This window comes from Psychromarinibacter halotolerans (assembly GCF_029168315.1).
GTDB lineage: Bacteria > Pseudomonadota > Alphaproteobacteria > Rhodobacterales > Rhodobacteraceae > Psychromarinibacter > Psychromarinibacter halotolerans.
Genome location: NZ_JARGYD010000003.1, coordinates 298534 through 314507 on the forward strand (window position 1 = coordinate 298534; position 15974 = coordinate 314507).

The window sequence follows — 15974 nt, forward strand, 5'->3', positions numbered from 1 at the left end:
GGGGCTTCGGCAACGCGCCCTTGGGTCAGGTGGGACCGATCTATCCCTGGCAGCCGTCCCACCGGCTGCCGCCCGATCGGTTTCCGCACCTTAGGAAGGGCTCTGGGCTGCAAAGCCCTTCCTGAGACGCGGATGGCTGGACCCGGAAAACACCCGGATCCAGCCGCGTTCGAACTTCTCATCCGTTCCACATGGGAACGGCGGAAATCACTTGACTTCGACCTCGGCGCCAGCCGCTTCCAGCTTGCCTTTGATCTCGTCGGCTTCGGCCTTGTCGACGCCTTCTTTGACGGCTTTGCCGCCGGCTTCGACCAGTTCCTTGGCTTCTTTGAGGCCCAGGCCGGTGATGGCGCGGACTTCTTTGATGACGTTGATTTTCGAAGCGCCAGCCGATTTCAGGATGACGTCGAATTCGGTCTTTTCTTCTTCGGCAGCAGCGTCGCCACCGGCAGCCGGACCGGCCATCATGACAGCGCCGCCTGCAGCGGGCTCGATGCCGTATTCGTCTTTCAGGATGGTTTTCAGTTCCTGAGCCTCGAGCAGGGTCAGGCCCACGATCTCTTCGGCGAGTTTCTTCAGATCAGCCATTGTACTGTTTCCGTTTTCCTAGATGTGTTCCAACGCGAGAGGATACAACCCCACGCGGGATATCCCGTTTGCCTTAGGCCGCTTCGGCCTTTTCCTCGATAGTCGAGAGGATGCTTGCGATGTTCGAAGCAGGTGCGCCAATAGCACCGGCGATGTTCGAAGCGGGCGCACCGAGCATGCTTGCGATCTGAGCGATAAGCTCGTCGCGCGAAGGCATTTTCGACACGGCCTCGACACCGGCACGGTCCAGAGCGTCTTCGCCCATTGCACCGCCAAGGATCTCAAACTTTTTGTTATCCTTGGCGAAGTCCTCGGCCACCTTGGCTGCTGCCACGGGGTCCTCGGAATAGGCGATTACGGTCATGCCCGTCAGGTAATCAGCGATCGAAGCGTTCGGCTTACCTTCCAGGGCGATCTTGGCGAGCTTGTTCTTGGCAACGCGCACAGCCCCGCCCGCAACACGCATGCGTGCGCGCAGGTCTTGCATCTCGGCAACCGTGAGACCCGCGTAGTGTGCAACCACCACGACGCCAGAGCTTTCGAAGATCTGGCCGAGTTCCTCGACCACTTTCTCTTTCTGGGCTCTATCCACAGTTTTACTCCAAGTATGGAGGGCCTTGGCGACCCCCCGGCTCCTAGTTCACCGGGCAGTTGCCCGGCGTCGGGTCCTTACGGGTCCAGCCAATTCGCCCCGAAACAGCCCGGCGAAAGTTCGGGGGCCATCCGAAGAATTCTTGGTCTCTTCCCGTCTCGGGCAGGAATTATGGCTTCGAAGGAACTCGGGCCACCCACCGTCTCGGACGAATCATCCGGGCACCCAAGAGACTCGGGCACCGGACAAGCGGTGTGTCTAGACGCTGGCGTGAGGAATGTGAAGCCCCGAACCACAGAAAAATCCGCCCAGACGCATTGCATCGCGGGTCGGCCTGTTTCAGGCGATGTTCGGCAGGCGCATCAAGTTGCCCATCACGGAGGGTAGTGTGCGGGAACGGCCCGTCCAGATCAAGTGGTTGCGTAAAAATCGGGCGGTTCAAGGGCGGCTGGCGATCAACTGGCAGCCCGCCCGACCGGATCGTATAGTACCGGCAGCATCGCGAAACAGGACACGCCAGCCACAATGAATTCCCGCACCGACCGCCGCGCCGCTGGCAAGTCTCAGGGGAAGGCCAAGGGCCGCCCGACCACCGTCGCGGATCTGCGCGCCCGCCTTGACCGCGCCCGCGCCGCCGGGGCTGGCAAGGACGCCGAGGCGCGCGCCCGCCGCATGTTGGCCGCCTATCTGGATACGGCTGTCGCACACGGCCTTTCCCTGCAACAGGCGGCAGGCGAACTGGCCCGCGGTCAGGCAGCCGTTCGGCTGGGCGATGTGTCGCGCGATGCGCTGATGCAAAATCCGCCCCGCGCCGTGACCGAAGCCGCCTGTGCCGAAGGCTGTGCATTCTGCTGCATCCTGCAAGGCGGCGACGGCGGCACCATCACCGAGGCGGAAGCATCCCGCCTCCACGACGCCCTGTCCCCCCTTGCCGGTCAACCCGACGGGCGCGGCTGGCACCCAGCCGCCTGCCCCGCCCTGGACCCCGAAACCCGCGCCTGCCGCGCCTACGAGGCGCGTCCGACGATCTGCCGCTCGTTCATCTCCACCGATGCCGAGGCGTGCCGCGTCAACGCCGAGGGCGGCGCCGAAACGGGCGCAGGCCTGCTGGGCAGCCACCTTGACTATCTCGCGGTCCACGCGCTGTCGCGGGATCTTCTGAAAGGGCTTGCGCGGGTGCCCACCTACGCGATGGCCCGGATCGCACAGGGCGCGATCGACGGAGAAGACCGCGCCACCACGCTCGACGCTGCCCGCCACAAGCCGCGCGCACTGGAAGACGCCTGCAGGGACGCCGCCAAGGCAGGGGGCCGCTGACACTTTCCAAAACAGAAAGGGCGGACTCGCAGGCCCGCCCTTTCGAATTCCGATGTCGAAGCGCCTTACTCGGCGGCTTCGGCCGGTGCGTTGCCGGTGGCCGACAGCACGTCGATCGACACGCCCGGGCCCATCGTCGAGCTGATCGAGACCTTTTTCATGTAGGTCCCTTTGGCGCCCGTCGGCTTCGCCTTGTTCACCGCGTCCACGAAGGCGCGCACGTTGTCAGCCAGCTGTTCGGCCGAGAACGAGGCTTTGCCGACGCCAGCGTGCACGACGCCCGCTTTCTCGGCCTTGAACTGGACCTGACCGCCTTTGGCAGCCTCGACGGCTTCCTTGACGTCCATCGTCACCGTGCCGACCTTCGGGTTCGGCATCAGGTTCCGCGGGCCAAGCACCTTACCCAGACGACCGACGATCGGCATCATGTCCGGGGTGGCGATGCAGCGGTCGAAATCGATCGTGCCGCCCTGAATGGTTTCCATCAGGTCCTCGGCGCCAACGATGTCCGCGCCAGCGGCGGTGGCTTCGTCAGCCTTCGCGCCACGGGCGAACACGGCGACGCGAACGGTCTTGCCGGTGCCGTTGGGCAGAGTCACGGTGCCACGGACCATCTGGTCGGCGTGACGCGGGTCGACGCCCAGGTTCATCGCGATCTCGACCGACTCGTCGAATTTCGACTTGGCGTTCGATTTCACCAGTTCGACAGCTTCCTCAACCGACAGGTTTTCCTTGCCGGCGAAGGCTTCGCGCGCAGCGCGGGTGCGTTTTCCGAGCTTTGCCATCTTACTTCACCTCGATGCCCATGGAGCGGGCGGAGCCCAGGATGATCTGCATCGCGGCGTCGATGTCGTTCGCGTTCAGATCTTTCATCTTCGCTTCGGCGATTTCTTTCACCTGGGCGACGGACACCGAACCCACGGTCTCGCGGCCGGGGTTGTTGGCGGCGGACTTCAGCTTGGCAGCCTTCTTCAGATAGTAAGACGCGGGCGGCGTCTTGATGTCCATCGTGAAGGACTTGTCTTGGTAGTAGGTGATCACGGTGGGGCACGGCGCACCGGCTTCCATTTCCTGCGTCTTGGCGTTGAACGCCTTGCAGAATTCCATGATGTTGATGCCGCGCTGACCCAGCGCCGGACCAACCGGCGGAGAGGGGTTCGCTTGTCCGGCGGGCACCTGAAGCTTCATGGTGCCGGCAATTTTCTTGGCCATGTGCCAATTCCTTTGTTCAACACCCGCACGACGCGTCCTGCGGGTTTCGGTTGATGTGGTCTGGTCCGGACATCGCGATGCCCTCGCCTCCCACACGGGATGCCGTCTTTCGACAACAGACGCGGCCCATACACCCCCGAACGGGATTCGGCAAGCCTGACCCGCCCGCTTCCGCGCGTCGCCGTTGGTGCCCGAGACGCTTGCCACAAGCGACCCGCTGACCCTACGGTCGCCGGACACTAGGTAACAGGACAACCGATGAGTTTCGACTTCACTGCGCTGCTGCCCGAAGGCACGCCCGCCCCGGCCAACCGATGGTCCGGCTTCCCCGAGTTCAACTTCGTCGGGGGCCACATCGACAACGCCACCGTCCCGGTGGACGACCTGCGCGCGGCGATGGACCGGGCGCTCGCGCGCGAGGGGGCCGACATCGCGACCTACAGCCTGCGCAGCGGGCCGCAGGGCTATCGCCCCTTGCGGGACTTCGTCGCCGAGAAGCTGAACCGGTACGCGGGGATCGAGACCACTGGCGACGACATCCTGCTGACCTCGGGCTCGCTGCAGGCGATGGACCTGGTCAACACGCTTTTGCTGGAACCCGGCGACACCGTGATCGTCGAAGAAACCAACTATGGCGGCACCTTCTCGAAGCTGCGCGCGATGGGCGTGAAGATGGTGCCCGTCGCTCTTGATGCCGACGGGATGCGGATGGACGCGCTTGAAACGGCGCTGAACGACCTTGCGGCGCAGGGCATCCGGCCGAAGTACATCTTCACCATCGCGACCGTCCACAATCCGACCGGGACCATCCTTCCGCTGGACCGCCGCCACCGGATGCTTGAACTGGCGAAAGCGCACAGCGTGCCGATTTTCGAGGACGAATGCTATTCCGACATCGTCTGGGCCAACGAACGCCCTCCCGCGCTGCGGGCGCTGGACGACAGCGGAATGGTCATCCACATCGGCACGTTTTCCAAGACGGTCGGCCCGGCGCTTCGGGTGGGCTACATCAACGCGGACTGGCCCGTTCTTGGTCGGCTTGTCGCGCTGAAGAAGGACGCCGGATCGCCCGCATTGGAACAGATGATGCTGGCGGAATACGGCATAGACCGGTTCGACGCGCACGTCCGCCACTGCAACGCCGTGCTTGAAGGCAAGCTGGACGCGCTGATCGACGCGGTGAACGAACACTTCGGCACGACGGTGCAGTTCGCCAAACCGCCCGGCGGTATCTTTCTTTGGATGAAACTGCCCGAGGGCGTCACCACGCCCCGCCTTGCGGCGGTGGCCGGCGCACAGGGTGTCGCCGTGAACCCGGGGCCGGACTGGTCGCTGGAAGGCGACGCGGACCGCTGGATAAGGATCTGTTTCGCCAATCCGCCGATCGAAACGATCCGCGCCGGCGTGGCGAAGCTGGCGACGATCTGTCAGGCGGAATTCGGCGTGCCGGAAATCAGCGGCAACGTCCGGCGCTAGCACATGGCGTCGAGGAGGGACGCCTAGCTCAGACGCCGAAAAGGGAGGATACCTTGGCTCAAGATCTTGATGGAATGACCGCTTGCGTCACCGGCGGCGCACGCGGGCTGGGCGCGGCCATCGTGCGGCGACTTGCCGAGGATGGTGCCGCCGTCGTCATCGCCGATGTTCTGGACGACGACGGCACGGCCCTTGCCGAAGACCTGACCGCGGCGGGAAAGACGGTAAGCTTTCGGCACCACGATGTGACGTCCGAGGCCGACTGGTCCGCGCTTGTCGATGCCATCGACGCCACCTTCGGCAAGCTGGACATCCTCGTGAACAACGCCGCCATCATCATTCGTCAGCGGCTGTCGGACCAGACGCTGGACCAGTGGCGCCGCGCGTTCGATGTCAACGTCGCCGGGACCTTTCTGGCGATCCGGTCCTGCCGCGAACTACTGAAACGGTCTGGCGCGGCCTCGGTCGTGAACATCTCGTCGACCGCGGGGGTCGTGGCGCATCTCGACCCCTCCTACACCGCCAGCAAGTGGGCCGTGCGCGGACTTACCAAGTCGACGGCGCTGGAATTGGTCGGCGACGGCATCCGGGTCAACTCGGTCCACCCGTCGACCATCGCCACACCGCTGACCGCCGCCGCGCCCGCCGGTCATCTAGAGGCGAACCGCCACGCGATCCCGCTTGGCCGCGAGGCCCAGCCGGAAGAGATCGCCAACATCGTGGCCTTCCTCGCTTCGCCGCAGTCGTCCTACATGACCGGCAGCGAGCTTGTCGCGGACGGCGGCATGACGACCGCCGGCGTGGCGCATATGCGCGACCAGTTCCAACGGGCGCTCACCGAAGGCAGCTAAGGCATCGCCGCAAAAGAAAAGCCCCGACACTTGGCCGGGGCTCGTCGTCTTGTGACCCGCGCGGGGAAGCTGGCAAGGGCGATTAGCCCTGCTTGGACACCTGAGTGTATTCCAGTTCCACCGGGGTCGCGCGGCCGAAGATCGACACCGACACCTTCAGGCGCTGGTTGTCGTCGTCCACTTCCTCGACCATGCCGTCGAAGCCCTCGAACGGGCCGTCGGTGACGGACACCTTCTCGCCCACGTCGAAGTGGATCAGGGTCCGCGGGGCCTCCTGCCCTTCCTCGACACGGTTCAGGATGCCATTCACCTCGGCGTCGCGCATCGGCATCGGCTTGCCCTGCGGACCAAGGAAGCCGGTGACGCGGTTGATCGAGGTGATCAGGTGATAGCCCGCGTTGGTCATCTCCATCCGCACCAGCACGTAGCCGGGCATGAAGCGGCGTTCGGCCGTGACCTTCTTGCCGCGCCGGACCTCGATGACCTCTTCGGTCGGGACCAGCACTTCTTCGATCTCGTCCTCGAGACCCGCGTCGGCGACGGCATGCCGGATCTGTTCCGCCACCCGTTTCTCGAAGTTCGAGAGCACGCTCACCGAATACCAACGCTTGGCCATACCGTCGTCCGTCCTGATCTACGCCCGAATTTCCGTCGGAAATCCGCGCCGTTGTTCCCATTGTTCCCGAACACACTAAGGCGAGGCTGTCGATTCGATGCTCGCGATGTCGGGGAAGTTCGGCCCCGATACAGCGCAATCACACGGAATTCAAGCCGATTGACCCGCAAAGGCGCAGCGGCGTTCCTTCTGACACGGAACCGCGGACCGGGATCACGCCTTGCGCAACTCGCTTTCGGATTTCAGAACCTCGTCCCCGTCCGATTGCTCGATCCGGTAGGCGGGATTGTCTTCGTCGGCATTGCGGGTCACCTCGGACCCCTGCGCCTTGATCGTCGTCTTCTGGGTGTAAACCTTCTGGACGGTACCGGTCCCGGTGCCGTTGCCCCAGTCCCACTCGACTTTGTCGCCTTCGTCGTAACGTGCCATGCGCGGTCCTCCTTCATTGGCGGACCAGCTAGGCAGAAGCGCCCCCACGGCAAGGACCGGGCGGCGCTTTCGGGTGTGATGTCAGGCAGGTTCCGCCAAGGCGGAGAGCCGGTATCAGCCGACGTAGGTCAGCAGGATCTGCAAGCCCGAGCGGATGACCCAGTCAACAAGGAAGAAGAACACCGCCGTCAGCGATGCCATCACGAACACCATCACGGTGGTCAGCAGCACCTCGCGGCGGGTCGGCCAGACGACCTTCGCGATTTCGGCGCGGACCTGCTGGACGAACTGAAGCGGATTGGTACGGGTGGCCATCGTCATTCCTTTGGATCGGATCGGGCGGCAGATACGGGTTTTCGGCGCGCATTTCAAGCGGCACCAGAGTCACTTCCAGTCGAAGAAGCCTTCGCCCGCCTGCGCAAGCAGTCCCGCAGCCATCGCGCGCCCCATCTCGGGGCCGTCCTCGACCGCCCCGACAATGTCATCGGCCAGTGCTTCGGACCCGTCGGTCCGCAGGATTTCACCACGCAAACGCAGACGGTTGCCGTCCAGTTCCGCCAGCCCGGCAATCGGCGTTTCACAGGACCCGTCAAGCGCCGCAAGAAAAGCCCGCTCGGCCGCAAGCCGCTTGCCGGTTTCCGTGTCGTGGATGGCCTCCAGCATTCCCGCCACGCGGCTGTCGTCGCCGCGCCGCTCGATCCCGATGGCGCCCTGTGCGATGGCGGGCAGCATGTCGTCGGGGTCGATGGGCCGGTGCGGCACCTCTAGGTCGGGCATCCGGTTCAGCCCCGCCTTGGCAAGGAAGGTCGCCTGCGCCACGCCGTCGGCAAGCTTGCGCAGCCGGGTCTGCACGTTGCCCCGGAACTCCACCACGGCCAGATCGGGCCGCCGGTTCAAAAGCTGCGCCTTGCGCCGCAAGCTGGACGTCCCTACCACGGCGCCTTCGGGCAGGTCCCCGATACCGCCCAGCGTCGGAGAGATGAACGCATCGCGCACGTCCTCGCGCGGCAGGTAGCAATCCAGCACCAGCCCGCCCGGTTGGTCCACTGGCATGTCCTTCATCGAATGCACCGCGATGTCGATGCCGCCCGACAAAAGCTGTTCCTCGATCTCCTTGGTGAACAGCCCCTTGCCGCCAAGCTCTTTCAGCGGCTTGTCCTTCGCGATCAGCGCGGCGTCGTCGCCGGTGGTGCGGATCACGACGATCGAAAACGCCTCGGCCGGCAGGTCGAAAGCGGCGGCAAGCCGGTCGCGGGTCTCGTGCGCCTGCGCCAGCGCAAGCGGCGAGCCGCGGGTGCCGATCTTCAGCGGGTCGTTGGGTGTGGGCATGGTCATGAACCCCGCCATAAACGAACCGCGCGGAAAGGAAAACGGGGCGCGGCATCCGGGCGCGCCGGACTCGATCCGCTTGACTCCGGTCGCTGCGCGCTAGACCTGTCACCGGAACGAACGGGAGTTTTGAATGACCTCGAAGACGATCCTTCGCGCGCTGGCGGGCGAGACACAGGCGGTGCCGCCGGCATGGCTGATGCGGCAGGCGGGACGCTATCTGCCCGAGTACAAGGCGACGCGGGCGCAGGCGGGCGATTTCCTGTCTCTGTGCTACACCCCCGATCTGGCCGCCGAGGTCACGTTGCAACCGATCCGGCGCTTCGGCTTCGACGCGGCGATCCTGTTCGCGGACATTCTGCTGGTACCGCAAGCGCTCGGCGCCGACTTGTGGTTCGTGACCGGCGAGGGCCCGCGTCTGTCGACCATCGACGGGCAGGCCGACTTTGACGCGCTAAAGCCGGTCGGGGCGATCCACGACACCCTGTCGCCGGTCTACGAGACGGTGAAGATCCTGTCGCGGGAACTACCCTCGGACACCACTCTGATCGGTTTCGCCGGGGCACCTTGGACCGTCGCGACCTATATGATCGCCGGGCGCGGCACGCCCGATCAGGCCCCGGCGCACGCCCTGCGCACCGGCAACCCGGCCCTGTTCGACGCGCTGATGGACCGCATCACCGAGGCCACAATTGAATACCTATCCGCACAGGTCGAGGCCGGGGCCGAAGTGGTGAAACTGTTCGACAGCTGGGCCGGTTCGCTGCCGGCGGATGCCTTCGAAACCTATGCCATAGCCCCGGCCCGCCGCATCATCACCGCGCTGAAAGACCGCCACCCCGGCCTTCCCGTCATCGCGTTCCCGCGCGAGGCCGGACCGGCCTACGAAGGCTTCGCGAAGGCGACCGGCGCGGATTGCGTGGCGCTGGACAACTCGGTCGACGCCGCTTGGGCCGTGGCGCACGTCCAGAAGGACGGCTGTGTTCAGGGCAATCTTGATCCCAAGCTGATGGTCACCGGCGGCCAGCAACTGATCGACGAGGCGAAGCGGATCAAGGCTGCCTTCTCTGGCGGGCCGCACATCTTCAACCTTGGCCACGGCATCACCCCCGACGCGGACCCCGAGAACGTGAACGTGCTGCTAGAGGCGATCCGCAGCTGACGCGCCCCGGTCGCGGGTCAGGTTGGGCCGGACACCGGCACGGCTGTGGCCCGCCGACCACCCCCGTTGCGTCCGATCCGAATGCACGGGTGACTTTGCCCCGCCCTGCCCCTTAAGCTTCCCTTGCGTCAGTCCGCAGGGGGAGCACCGAGATGGCGAAACCGATCCGCGAAATAACCATCGTCGGCGGCGGCACGGCGGGCTGGATGGCCGCGATGTTGCTTCAGACCGGGCTGCAACAGGGCCGCAAGCTGAAGATCACGCTGATCGAGTCGCCCGACATCGCCACCGTCGGCGTCGGAGAGGCGACCGTCCCGAACATGCCGCGCACATTGCACCAGTGCGGGATCTCTGAACGGGACTTCTTTCGCACCTGCAACGCGTCGTTCAAACTTGGCGTCGATTTCACCGACTGGAACCGGGACCGGGCCGGCAAACCGATCTCGTACATCAACCCGTTCGCCCGCCCGCCCGCGCTGGGGCATCAGGAACTTGGGGTCTATTACAGCGACCTTGGCGCCGGCCCCTTGGATTTCGTCCAGACCTATACGCCCACCGTCGATTTCATCCGCGCCTGCCGCGCGCCACGGATGTCCGGCGCGGGGGAGTTCGACCAGAAACTGAAGATCGGGTACGCCTACCACCTCGACGCCGGGAAGTTCGCCGGGCTGATGCAGAAGACCTGCACAGAGGCCGGTGTCAGGCACCTGCGTGACAATATGCAGGACGTGGAACTGGACGACCGGGGCTATGTCGCCGCGTTGCAACTGGAACGCTCGGGACGGCATCCGGTCGAGCTGGTGATCGATTGCACCGGCTTCCGCGGGCTGGTCATCAACAAGGCGCTGAACGAACCGTTCGTCAGCTATTCCCGCTATCTGGCCAACGACCGGGCGATGGCGGTGCAGATCCCGCACCGTGACAAGCAAAAGCTAGAGCCCGTCACACGTTCCACCGCGCTAGGCGCCGGGTGGTCGTGGCGCGTGCCGCTCTACAACCGGATCGGCACCGGCTATGTCTTTTCCAGCGCGCACCGGACCGACGACGAAGCGCGCGACGAATTCCTTGCCCACCTCGGCCCCGATGCGAAAGACGCAGAGCCACGCGTGATCCCCATGCGCATCGGCCGCAACCGCCGTGCGTGGGTGAAGAACTGTGTCGCGCTGGGACTGGCCGGGGGTTTCATCGAGCCGCTGGAATCCACCGCGATCCACATGATCGACATGAGCGTCCGGTGGCTGACCACCTACTTCCCGGACAGCGATTTCGCGCCGCCGCTGCGCGACCACTTCAACCGGCTGACAGACCGCATGTACGACGAAGTCCGCGACTTCATCGTCCTGCACTATGCGCTTGGGAACCGGACCGACAGCCAATACTGGATCGACGCGCGCGAGACGCTCGAGGTGCCGGACCGGCTGGCCGAGCTGCTGGAAACCTGGCGCTATGCCCTGCCCGGCCCCTTGGACCTGCCCAAGGCCGTGCTGTTCGACCACTCGACCTATCAGGCCGTGCTGCTGGGCAAACGGGTATACGAGACCGGCTATGGCCGGGGCAAGCTGGCGCGGGGCACACGGCTGGATGCGGCCCAGTGGAAGTCTTACCTCGGCCAGATGCGGGCGCAGGTGAAACAGAAGGTCGAGGTCGCCTGCGACCACCGCAGCTATCTTGCCGAGATGCGGGGCGAGATCCGCCCCGGCGCCGCCGCGCGCCAGCCCGCGATGGGGGGCTTCGCGATGCCGCAGGCGACGGTCCCCCTGCCCGGCACGCCGCTGTCCCACCTGCCGAAGGCGCCGCCCGCCCCGGACACGCTGGACGACGAAAGCGCCAGCCTGCTTTAGCGCAGCGTCACCGCCATTTCGCCAGCGGCGGCAGGCTCATCAGGACGGCATCCGGGTCGTGCCCGGTGGCCAGTCCGAACTTCGTGCCACGGTCGTAGACAAGGTTGTACTCGGCATACAGCCCGCGATGGACCAGTTGCGTGTCTTTGTCCGCGTCTGTCCACGGGGTGTCGCGGCGCCGCTCTGTCACCGGCAGGAACGCTGGCAGGAAGGCGCGGCCCACGTCCTGCGTGAAGGCGAAATCCGCCTCCCAGTCGTCGGTGTTCAGGTCGTCGTAGAAGATGCCGCCCACGCCCCGTGCGCGCTTGCGGTGCGGGATATAGAAATACTCGTCCGCCCACGCCTTGAAGCGATCGTAAAGATCGGCCCCGTGCGGATCGCATCCGGCTTTCAGCGCGGCGTGGAAACTGGCGGTATCCTCGTCATACTCGATGCAGGGGTTCAGATCCGCGCCGCCGCCGAACCACCACGCGTTCGGCGTCCAGAACATCCGGGTGTTCATGTGGACGGCGGGTGTGTGCGGGTTCTGCATATGCGCGACAAGGCTGATGCCCGACGCCCAGAACCGCGGGTCGTCGGTGATCCCCGGCACACCGCGCGCCGCCATCGACACCTGCGCCGCGTCGCCCAGCGTGCCGTAAACGGTCGAGATGTTGACGCCGACCTTCTCGAACACGCGACCGCCCCGCATGACGCTCATCAGGCCGCCGCCGGCATCCGCCTCGCCCTCGGCGGCGCGACGGGTCTCGGTGACCTCGAACCGGCCGGCGGGCTGTTCGGCGAAGGGGCCGGTGGACTGGCTGTCCTCCAACGCCTCGAACGCCGCGACGATGCTGTCGCGCAGCTGGCGGAACCAGCCCGAGGCACGGGCCTTGCGGTCGTCGAACGACACGTCGCTGTCATCGGGCATCGCGGGTCTCCTTCTGCGTCTTGCGGCGTAGATGCGCGGCCCGGCGTCCGGCGTCAACAGCCCTGCCCGGGCCGGATCGCCGCAATCGTGGCCACCAACGAAAAACCCCGGCGCAATGGCCGGGGTCTGTCCGTGTCCGATGCCGTGTTCGGCAGCGACGCTTAGCGTTTGTCTTCGTCGTCCTCGTCGTCGACATCCGGCTGATCGTCGCCCGACGGCAGGTTGAAGAAGCTGTCGGCGTCCGGCAGATCGTCTTCCTTGTCGTCGTCATCGCCGCGCGGATCGTCCGACAGCGAGAACGTCTCAAGCCCCGAGATCGCCGTCGGGATCTTCGGATCGGTATCCATTTCAAGGCTCTGCTCGGTCGAGACCAGCTTGCGCCGCTCGTCGTCGGTCATCACCGCGTCCAGCTTCTTGGCCGCCTTGGCCACCGCCGCGTCCAGTTCCATCTGCTTACACAGGCCCAGCGCGACGGGGTCGATCGGCTGCATGTTCGCGATGTTCCAGTGCGTGCGCTCGCGGATCGACTGGATCGTCGGCTTGGTGGTGCCCACCAGCTTCGAGATCTGGCCGTCGGTCAGCTCGGGGTGGAACTTCACCAGCCAAAGGATCGCGTTCGGACGGTCCTGACGCTTGGACAGCGGGGTATACCGCGGGCCGCGCCGCTTTTCCTCGCCCACGGCGGCCGGGTTGTGCTTCAGCTTCAGCTTGTACAGCACGTCCTTCTCGGCCTTGTCGATATCCTCTTGGGTCAGTTGGTTGTTGGCGATCGGATCGAAGCCCTTCACGCCGGCCGCGACGTCGCCGTCCGCGATGCCCTGAACCTCCAGCTCGTGCAGTCCGCAGAAATCCGCGATCTGCTTGAAGCTCAGCGTCGTGTTATCCACCAGCCAGACAGCGGTGGCTTTCGCCATGATCGGTTTCGCCATCATCCTGCGTCTCCTTCGACAAATACCTTCTTCGCCGTGAAAACGGCTGGTCCGGCTGGACCCTATCCTCGTTTTCGGGGAAGTTGGCGGCCCATATAGCGTCAAATTGCCCAAAGGAAAAGCCCCCATGCGCTGGATCGCAGCCTTGTTCCTAACCGCGAGCACCGCCTTTGCAGAGGGCGAGGCACCGGGCGATTTCGACTATTACGTCCTGTCTTTGTCATGGTCGCCGACGTGGTGCGCGCTGGAAGGCGAAGCGTCCGGCAGCGCGCAATGCGACGACGAGAAAGACTTTGGCTGGGTGATGCACGGGCTGTGGCCGCAGTACGAAGACGGCTGGCCAAGCTACTGCCGCAACAACACCCGCAACCCGTCTCGGTCAGAGACCGCCGCGATGGCCGACATCATGGGGACCGGCGGGTCCGCGTGGCACCAGTGGAAGAAGCATGGCCGCTGCGCCGGCCTGACGTCGGACGACTATTTTGCGCTGGCCCGCGTCGCCTATGACCGCATCACCCGCCCCGAGGTGCTGCGCAGGCTGGAAGAACCCGTCACCCTGCCCGCGTCGGTCATCGAGGACGCTTTCGTCAAGGACAACCCCGGGCTCCAGCCGGACGGGATCACTATCACCTGCCGGTCCGGTCGCATCCAAGAGGCGCGGATCTGCCTGACCCGCGACCTAGAGTTCCGCGAGTGCGGCGCCGATGTCCGGCGCGACTGCACGATGTCCGACGCGCTGCTGGACCCGATCGACTGAGCGGGTTCAGTACGTGTCCCATTCGGGCGCCCAGTCGGGATCGACCACGCGGTCCTGCCGGTCCAGCCGGTCGATCTGATCGATGTGGGCATCGGTCAGTTCAAGGTCCTTCGCGGCGAAGTTCTCGGCGATCCGCTCGGGCTTCGACGACGTCGGGATCACCACGTATCCCTTGAACATCAGGTAGGCGAGCGCCACCTGCCCCTCGGTCGCGCCAAGCTCGTCGCCCAGTCCCTTCAGGATCGGGTCGTCCTTGATGCGTCCACGCGCCAGCGGGCAATAGGCGGTCAGGCCGATCCCAAGCTCGCGGCAGTGCTGCACGATCGGGGTGTTCGCCAGATACGGCGACAGCTCGATCTGGTTCATGAAGATCCGCTCGGGCCCGCCAAGGATCTGCGCGGCTTCGTCGATCAGCGCCTTGTTGAAGTTCGACACGCCGATGTGCCGGACAAGCCCTTCGTCCTGCACGCGCGCCAGCGGGGTCAGATAGTCTTTCAGCGGCATGTCCTGCGACGGCCAGTGCAGGTACATCAGGTCGACTTGATCCAGCTTCAGCCGCGTCAGGCTGTCGTCCGTCGCCTTCCGGATGTCGCCGTACTTGGACACCGGGATCTTGGTCGTGATCCAAAGGTCGTCCCGCGCGATACCGCTTGCGGCGACAGCGTTTCCGACTTCGGTTTCGTTGTCATAGGCGTCTGCGGTGTCGAGGTGCCGATAACCGGCCTCTAGGGCAGCGGCGACCAGCTGTTCGCCTTCGCCCCCTTTCTGCGTCCACGTCCCAAATCCAATCTGGGGAATATCAGTCAGCAATCTCTTTTCCTTCCGATCCTCACGATAAGAAGAACGGTGAAGCCGGCAAAAAGTTCAATCTTGCAGGGATTGCACGTTAGAAAAGGCGCCTTTCGCACCTTATGGGAGAATTAAGTTTTAAGCTTGCACCAATTCCGTGCACTTTGATGGCGGTTGCGCCAGTCAGCCCGCAACCTGAAGGACGATCTTCCCGATATGGGCAGAGCTTTCCATCCGGGCATGGGCTTTCGCCGCCTCGGCCAGAGGGAAGGTGGAATCCATCACAGGCGCCACGCGGCCCGCTTCCAGCAGCGGCCAGACATGGGCACGCAGGCCGTCGGCGATCTTCGCCTTCGCCGCGTCGCTTTGCGGGCGCAGGGTCGACCCCGTGACCGTCAGCCGCCGCGCCATGATCTGGGCGAAGTTCAGCTCGACCTTCGGACCGGACAGGAAGGCGATCTGAACCAGCCGCCCGTCGTCCGCCAGCGCACGCACGTTGCGCGGAATATAATCGCCGCCGACCATGTCTAGGATCAGCTGCGCGCCACCCTCTTCCTTCAGGATCTCGACGAAATCGTCGTCGCGATAGTTGATGGCCCGTTCGGCGCCCAGCTTCTCGCACGCCGCACATTTCTCGGCGCTGCCGGCGGTCGCGAAGACACGGGCGCCGAAATGCGCGCCCAGCTGGATCGCGGTCGTGCCGATACCCGACGATCCGCCGTGCACCAGAAACCGTTCGCCCGCGGCCAACCCGCCGCGCATGAACACGTTGGTCCAGACGGTGAAGTAGGTTTCCGGCAGGCAGGCCGCCGCGGCCATGTCCAGAACCTTGGGCACCGGCAGCGCGTGGGCGGCAGGCGTCACGACGTATTCCGCGTATCCGCCGCCCGGAAGCAGCGCGCAGACGGCGTCGCCCTCTTTCCACTGCGTCACGCCCGGGCCGACGGCTGCGACCGTACCGCTGGCTTCCAGCCCGGGAAGATCGGACGCACCGGGGGGCGGCGCATAGTTCCCCGCCCGCTGCAACGCATCGGGGCGGTTCACGCCGGCAAAGGCCACGCGGATCAGGATCTGACCGTGCCCCGGCTGCGGAACCGGGCGTTCGGTCGGGCGCAGGACCTCCGGGCCGCCGGGCTCGGAAATCTCGATCACGGTCATCGTGTCGGGCATCGGTGT

Annotated in this window: 18 protein-coding genes; 6 read left to right on the forward strand and 12 right to left on the reverse strand. The window is 65.2% G+C overall.

Annotated features, from left to right (window positions below; all coding sequences use genetic code 11):
- Positions 1-207: 207 nt before the first annotated feature.
- Entirely contained in the window at positions 208-588 is a 381-nt protein-coding gene (rplL, locus tag P1K30_RS09960; RefSeq protein WP_275632573.1) for a 50S ribosomal protein L7/L12, read from the reverse strand.
- A 73-nt stretch (positions 589-661) separates the two neighbouring features.
- Entirely contained in the window at positions 662-1180 is a 519-nt protein-coding gene (rplJ, locus tag P1K30_RS09965) for a 50S ribosomal protein L10 (protein ID WP_275632574.1), read from the reverse strand.
- Between the two features lie 525 nt (positions 1181-1705).
- Here rplJ and P1K30_RS09970 point away from each other — a divergent pair.
- Entirely contained in the window at positions 1706-2497 is a 792-nt protein-coding gene (locus P1K30_RS09970; RefSeq protein WP_275632575.1) for a YkgJ family cysteine cluster protein, read from the forward strand.
- A gap of 65 nt (positions 2498-2562) precedes the next feature.
- On the opposite strand, the gene rplA is transcribed toward P1K30_RS09970, so the two are convergent.
- Both rplA and rplK read right to left on the reverse strand, forming a co-directional pair.
- The gene (gene rplA / locus P1K30_RS09975; RefSeq protein ID WP_275632576.1) at positions 2563-3282 is read right to left on the reverse strand and encodes a 50S ribosomal protein L1; all 720 of its coding nucleotides are present in this window, start codon (positions 3280-3282) and stop codon (positions 2563-2565) included.
- A 1-nt stretch (position 3283) separates the two neighbouring features.
- On the reverse strand, positions 3284-3709 hold the full coding sequence (gene rplK, locus P1K30_RS09980; RefSeq protein WP_275632577.1) for a 50S ribosomal protein L11: 426 nt from the start codon (positions 3707-3709) through the stop codon (positions 3284-3286).
- Positions 3710-3967: 258 nt separating this feature from the next.
- Between rplK and P1K30_RS09985 the strand changes: the two genes are divergently transcribed.
- Together P1K30_RS09985 and P1K30_RS09990 are read left to right on the forward strand one after the other, a co-directional pair.
- Positions 3968-5185, forward strand: a complete 1218-nt coding sequence (locus P1K30_RS09985) for an aminotransferase-like domain-containing protein (RefSeq protein ID WP_275632578.1) — start codon at positions 3968-3970, stop codon at positions 5183-5185.
- Between the two features lie 53 nt (positions 5186-5238).
- On the forward strand, positions 5239-6036 hold the full coding sequence (locus tag P1K30_RS09990; RefSeq protein ID WP_275632579.1) for an SDR family NAD(P)-dependent oxidoreductase: 798 nt from the start codon (positions 5239-5241) through the stop codon (positions 6034-6036).
- Between the two features lie 82 nt (positions 6037-6118).
- Here P1K30_RS09990 and nusG read toward each other — a convergent pair whose 3' ends face one another.
- From nusG to hemC, 4 genes are all read right to left on the reverse strand, one after another.
- Positions 6119-6652: a transcription termination/antitermination protein NusG gene (nusG, locus tag P1K30_RS09995; RefSeq protein ID WP_275632580.1), complete on the reverse strand. Its 534-nt coding sequence runs from the start codon at positions 6650-6652 to the stop codon at positions 6119-6121.
- A gap of 213 nt (positions 6653-6865) precedes the next feature.
- Positions 6866-7081, reverse strand: a complete 216-nt coding sequence (locus P1K30_RS10000) for a hypervirulence associated TUDOR domain-containing protein (RefSeq protein ID WP_275632581.1) — start codon at positions 7079-7081, stop codon at positions 6866-6868.
- A gap of 114 nt (positions 7082-7195) precedes the next feature.
- Positions 7196-7396, reverse strand: coding sequence for a preprotein translocase subunit SecE (gene secE, locus P1K30_RS10005; RefSeq protein WP_275632582.1), 201 nt, complete (start codon positions 7394-7396; stop codon positions 7196-7198).
- A gap of 69 nt (positions 7397-7465) precedes the next feature.
- Positions 7466-8416 carry a hydroxymethylbilane synthase gene (gene hemC, locus P1K30_RS10010; RefSeq protein ID WP_275632583.1) on the reverse strand — a complete coding sequence of 317 codons (951 nt, stop codon included), beginning with the start codon at positions 8414-8416 and terminating at the stop codon, positions 7466-7468.
- A 127-nt stretch (positions 8417-8543) separates the two neighbouring features.
- Between hemC and hemE the strand changes: the two genes are divergently transcribed.
- Both hemE and P1K30_RS10020 read left to right on the forward strand, forming a co-directional pair.
- On the forward strand, positions 8544-9572 hold the full coding sequence (hemE, locus tag P1K30_RS10015) for a uroporphyrinogen decarboxylase (RefSeq protein WP_275632584.1): 1029 nt from the start codon (positions 8544-8546) through the stop codon (positions 9570-9572).
- Positions 9573-9724: 152 nt separating this feature from the next.
- Positions 9725-11413, forward strand: a complete 1689-nt coding sequence (locus P1K30_RS10020; protein ID WP_275632585.1) for a tryptophan halogenase family protein — start codon at positions 9725-9727, stop codon at positions 11411-11413.
- Between the two features lie 7 nt (positions 11414-11420).
- Here P1K30_RS10020 and hemF read toward each other — a convergent pair whose 3' ends face one another.
- Both hemF and P1K30_RS10030 read right to left on the reverse strand, forming a co-directional pair.
- Positions 11421-12323 carry an oxygen-dependent coproporphyrinogen oxidase gene (gene hemF / locus P1K30_RS10025; protein ID WP_275632586.1) on the reverse strand — a complete coding sequence of 301 codons (903 nt, stop codon included), beginning with the start codon at positions 12321-12323 and terminating at the stop codon, positions 11421-11423.
- Positions 12324-12484: 161 nt separating this feature from the next.
- A complete protein-coding gene (locus tag P1K30_RS10030) occupies positions 12485-13252 on the reverse strand; it encodes a DUF1013 domain-containing protein (protein ID WP_275632587.1) in 768 nt (255 codons plus the stop codon).
- Between the two features lie 127 nt (positions 13253-13379).
- Here P1K30_RS10030 and P1K30_RS10035 point away from each other — a divergent pair, with 127 nt between their 5' ends.
- The gene (locus P1K30_RS10035; RefSeq protein WP_275632588.1) at positions 13380-14009 is read left to right on the forward strand and encodes a ribonuclease T2 family protein; all 630 of its coding nucleotides are present in this window, start codon (positions 13380-13382) and stop codon (positions 14007-14009) included.
- Positions 14010-14015: 6 nt separating this feature from the next.
- On the opposite strand, the gene P1K30_RS10040 is transcribed toward P1K30_RS10035, so the two are convergent.
- Positions 14016-14819 (reverse strand): aldo/keto reductase, encoded by an 804-nt coding sequence (locus P1K30_RS10040; RefSeq protein ID WP_275632589.1) that lies wholly within the window; start codon positions 14817-14819, stop codon positions 14016-14018.
- A gap of 162 nt (positions 14820-14981) precedes the next feature.
- On the reverse strand, positions 14982-15968 hold the full coding sequence (locus P1K30_RS10045; RefSeq protein ID WP_275632590.1) for an NAD(P)H-quinone oxidoreductase: 987 nt from the start codon (positions 15966-15968) through the stop codon (positions 14982-14984).
- Positions 15969-15974 lie beyond the last annotated feature (6 nt).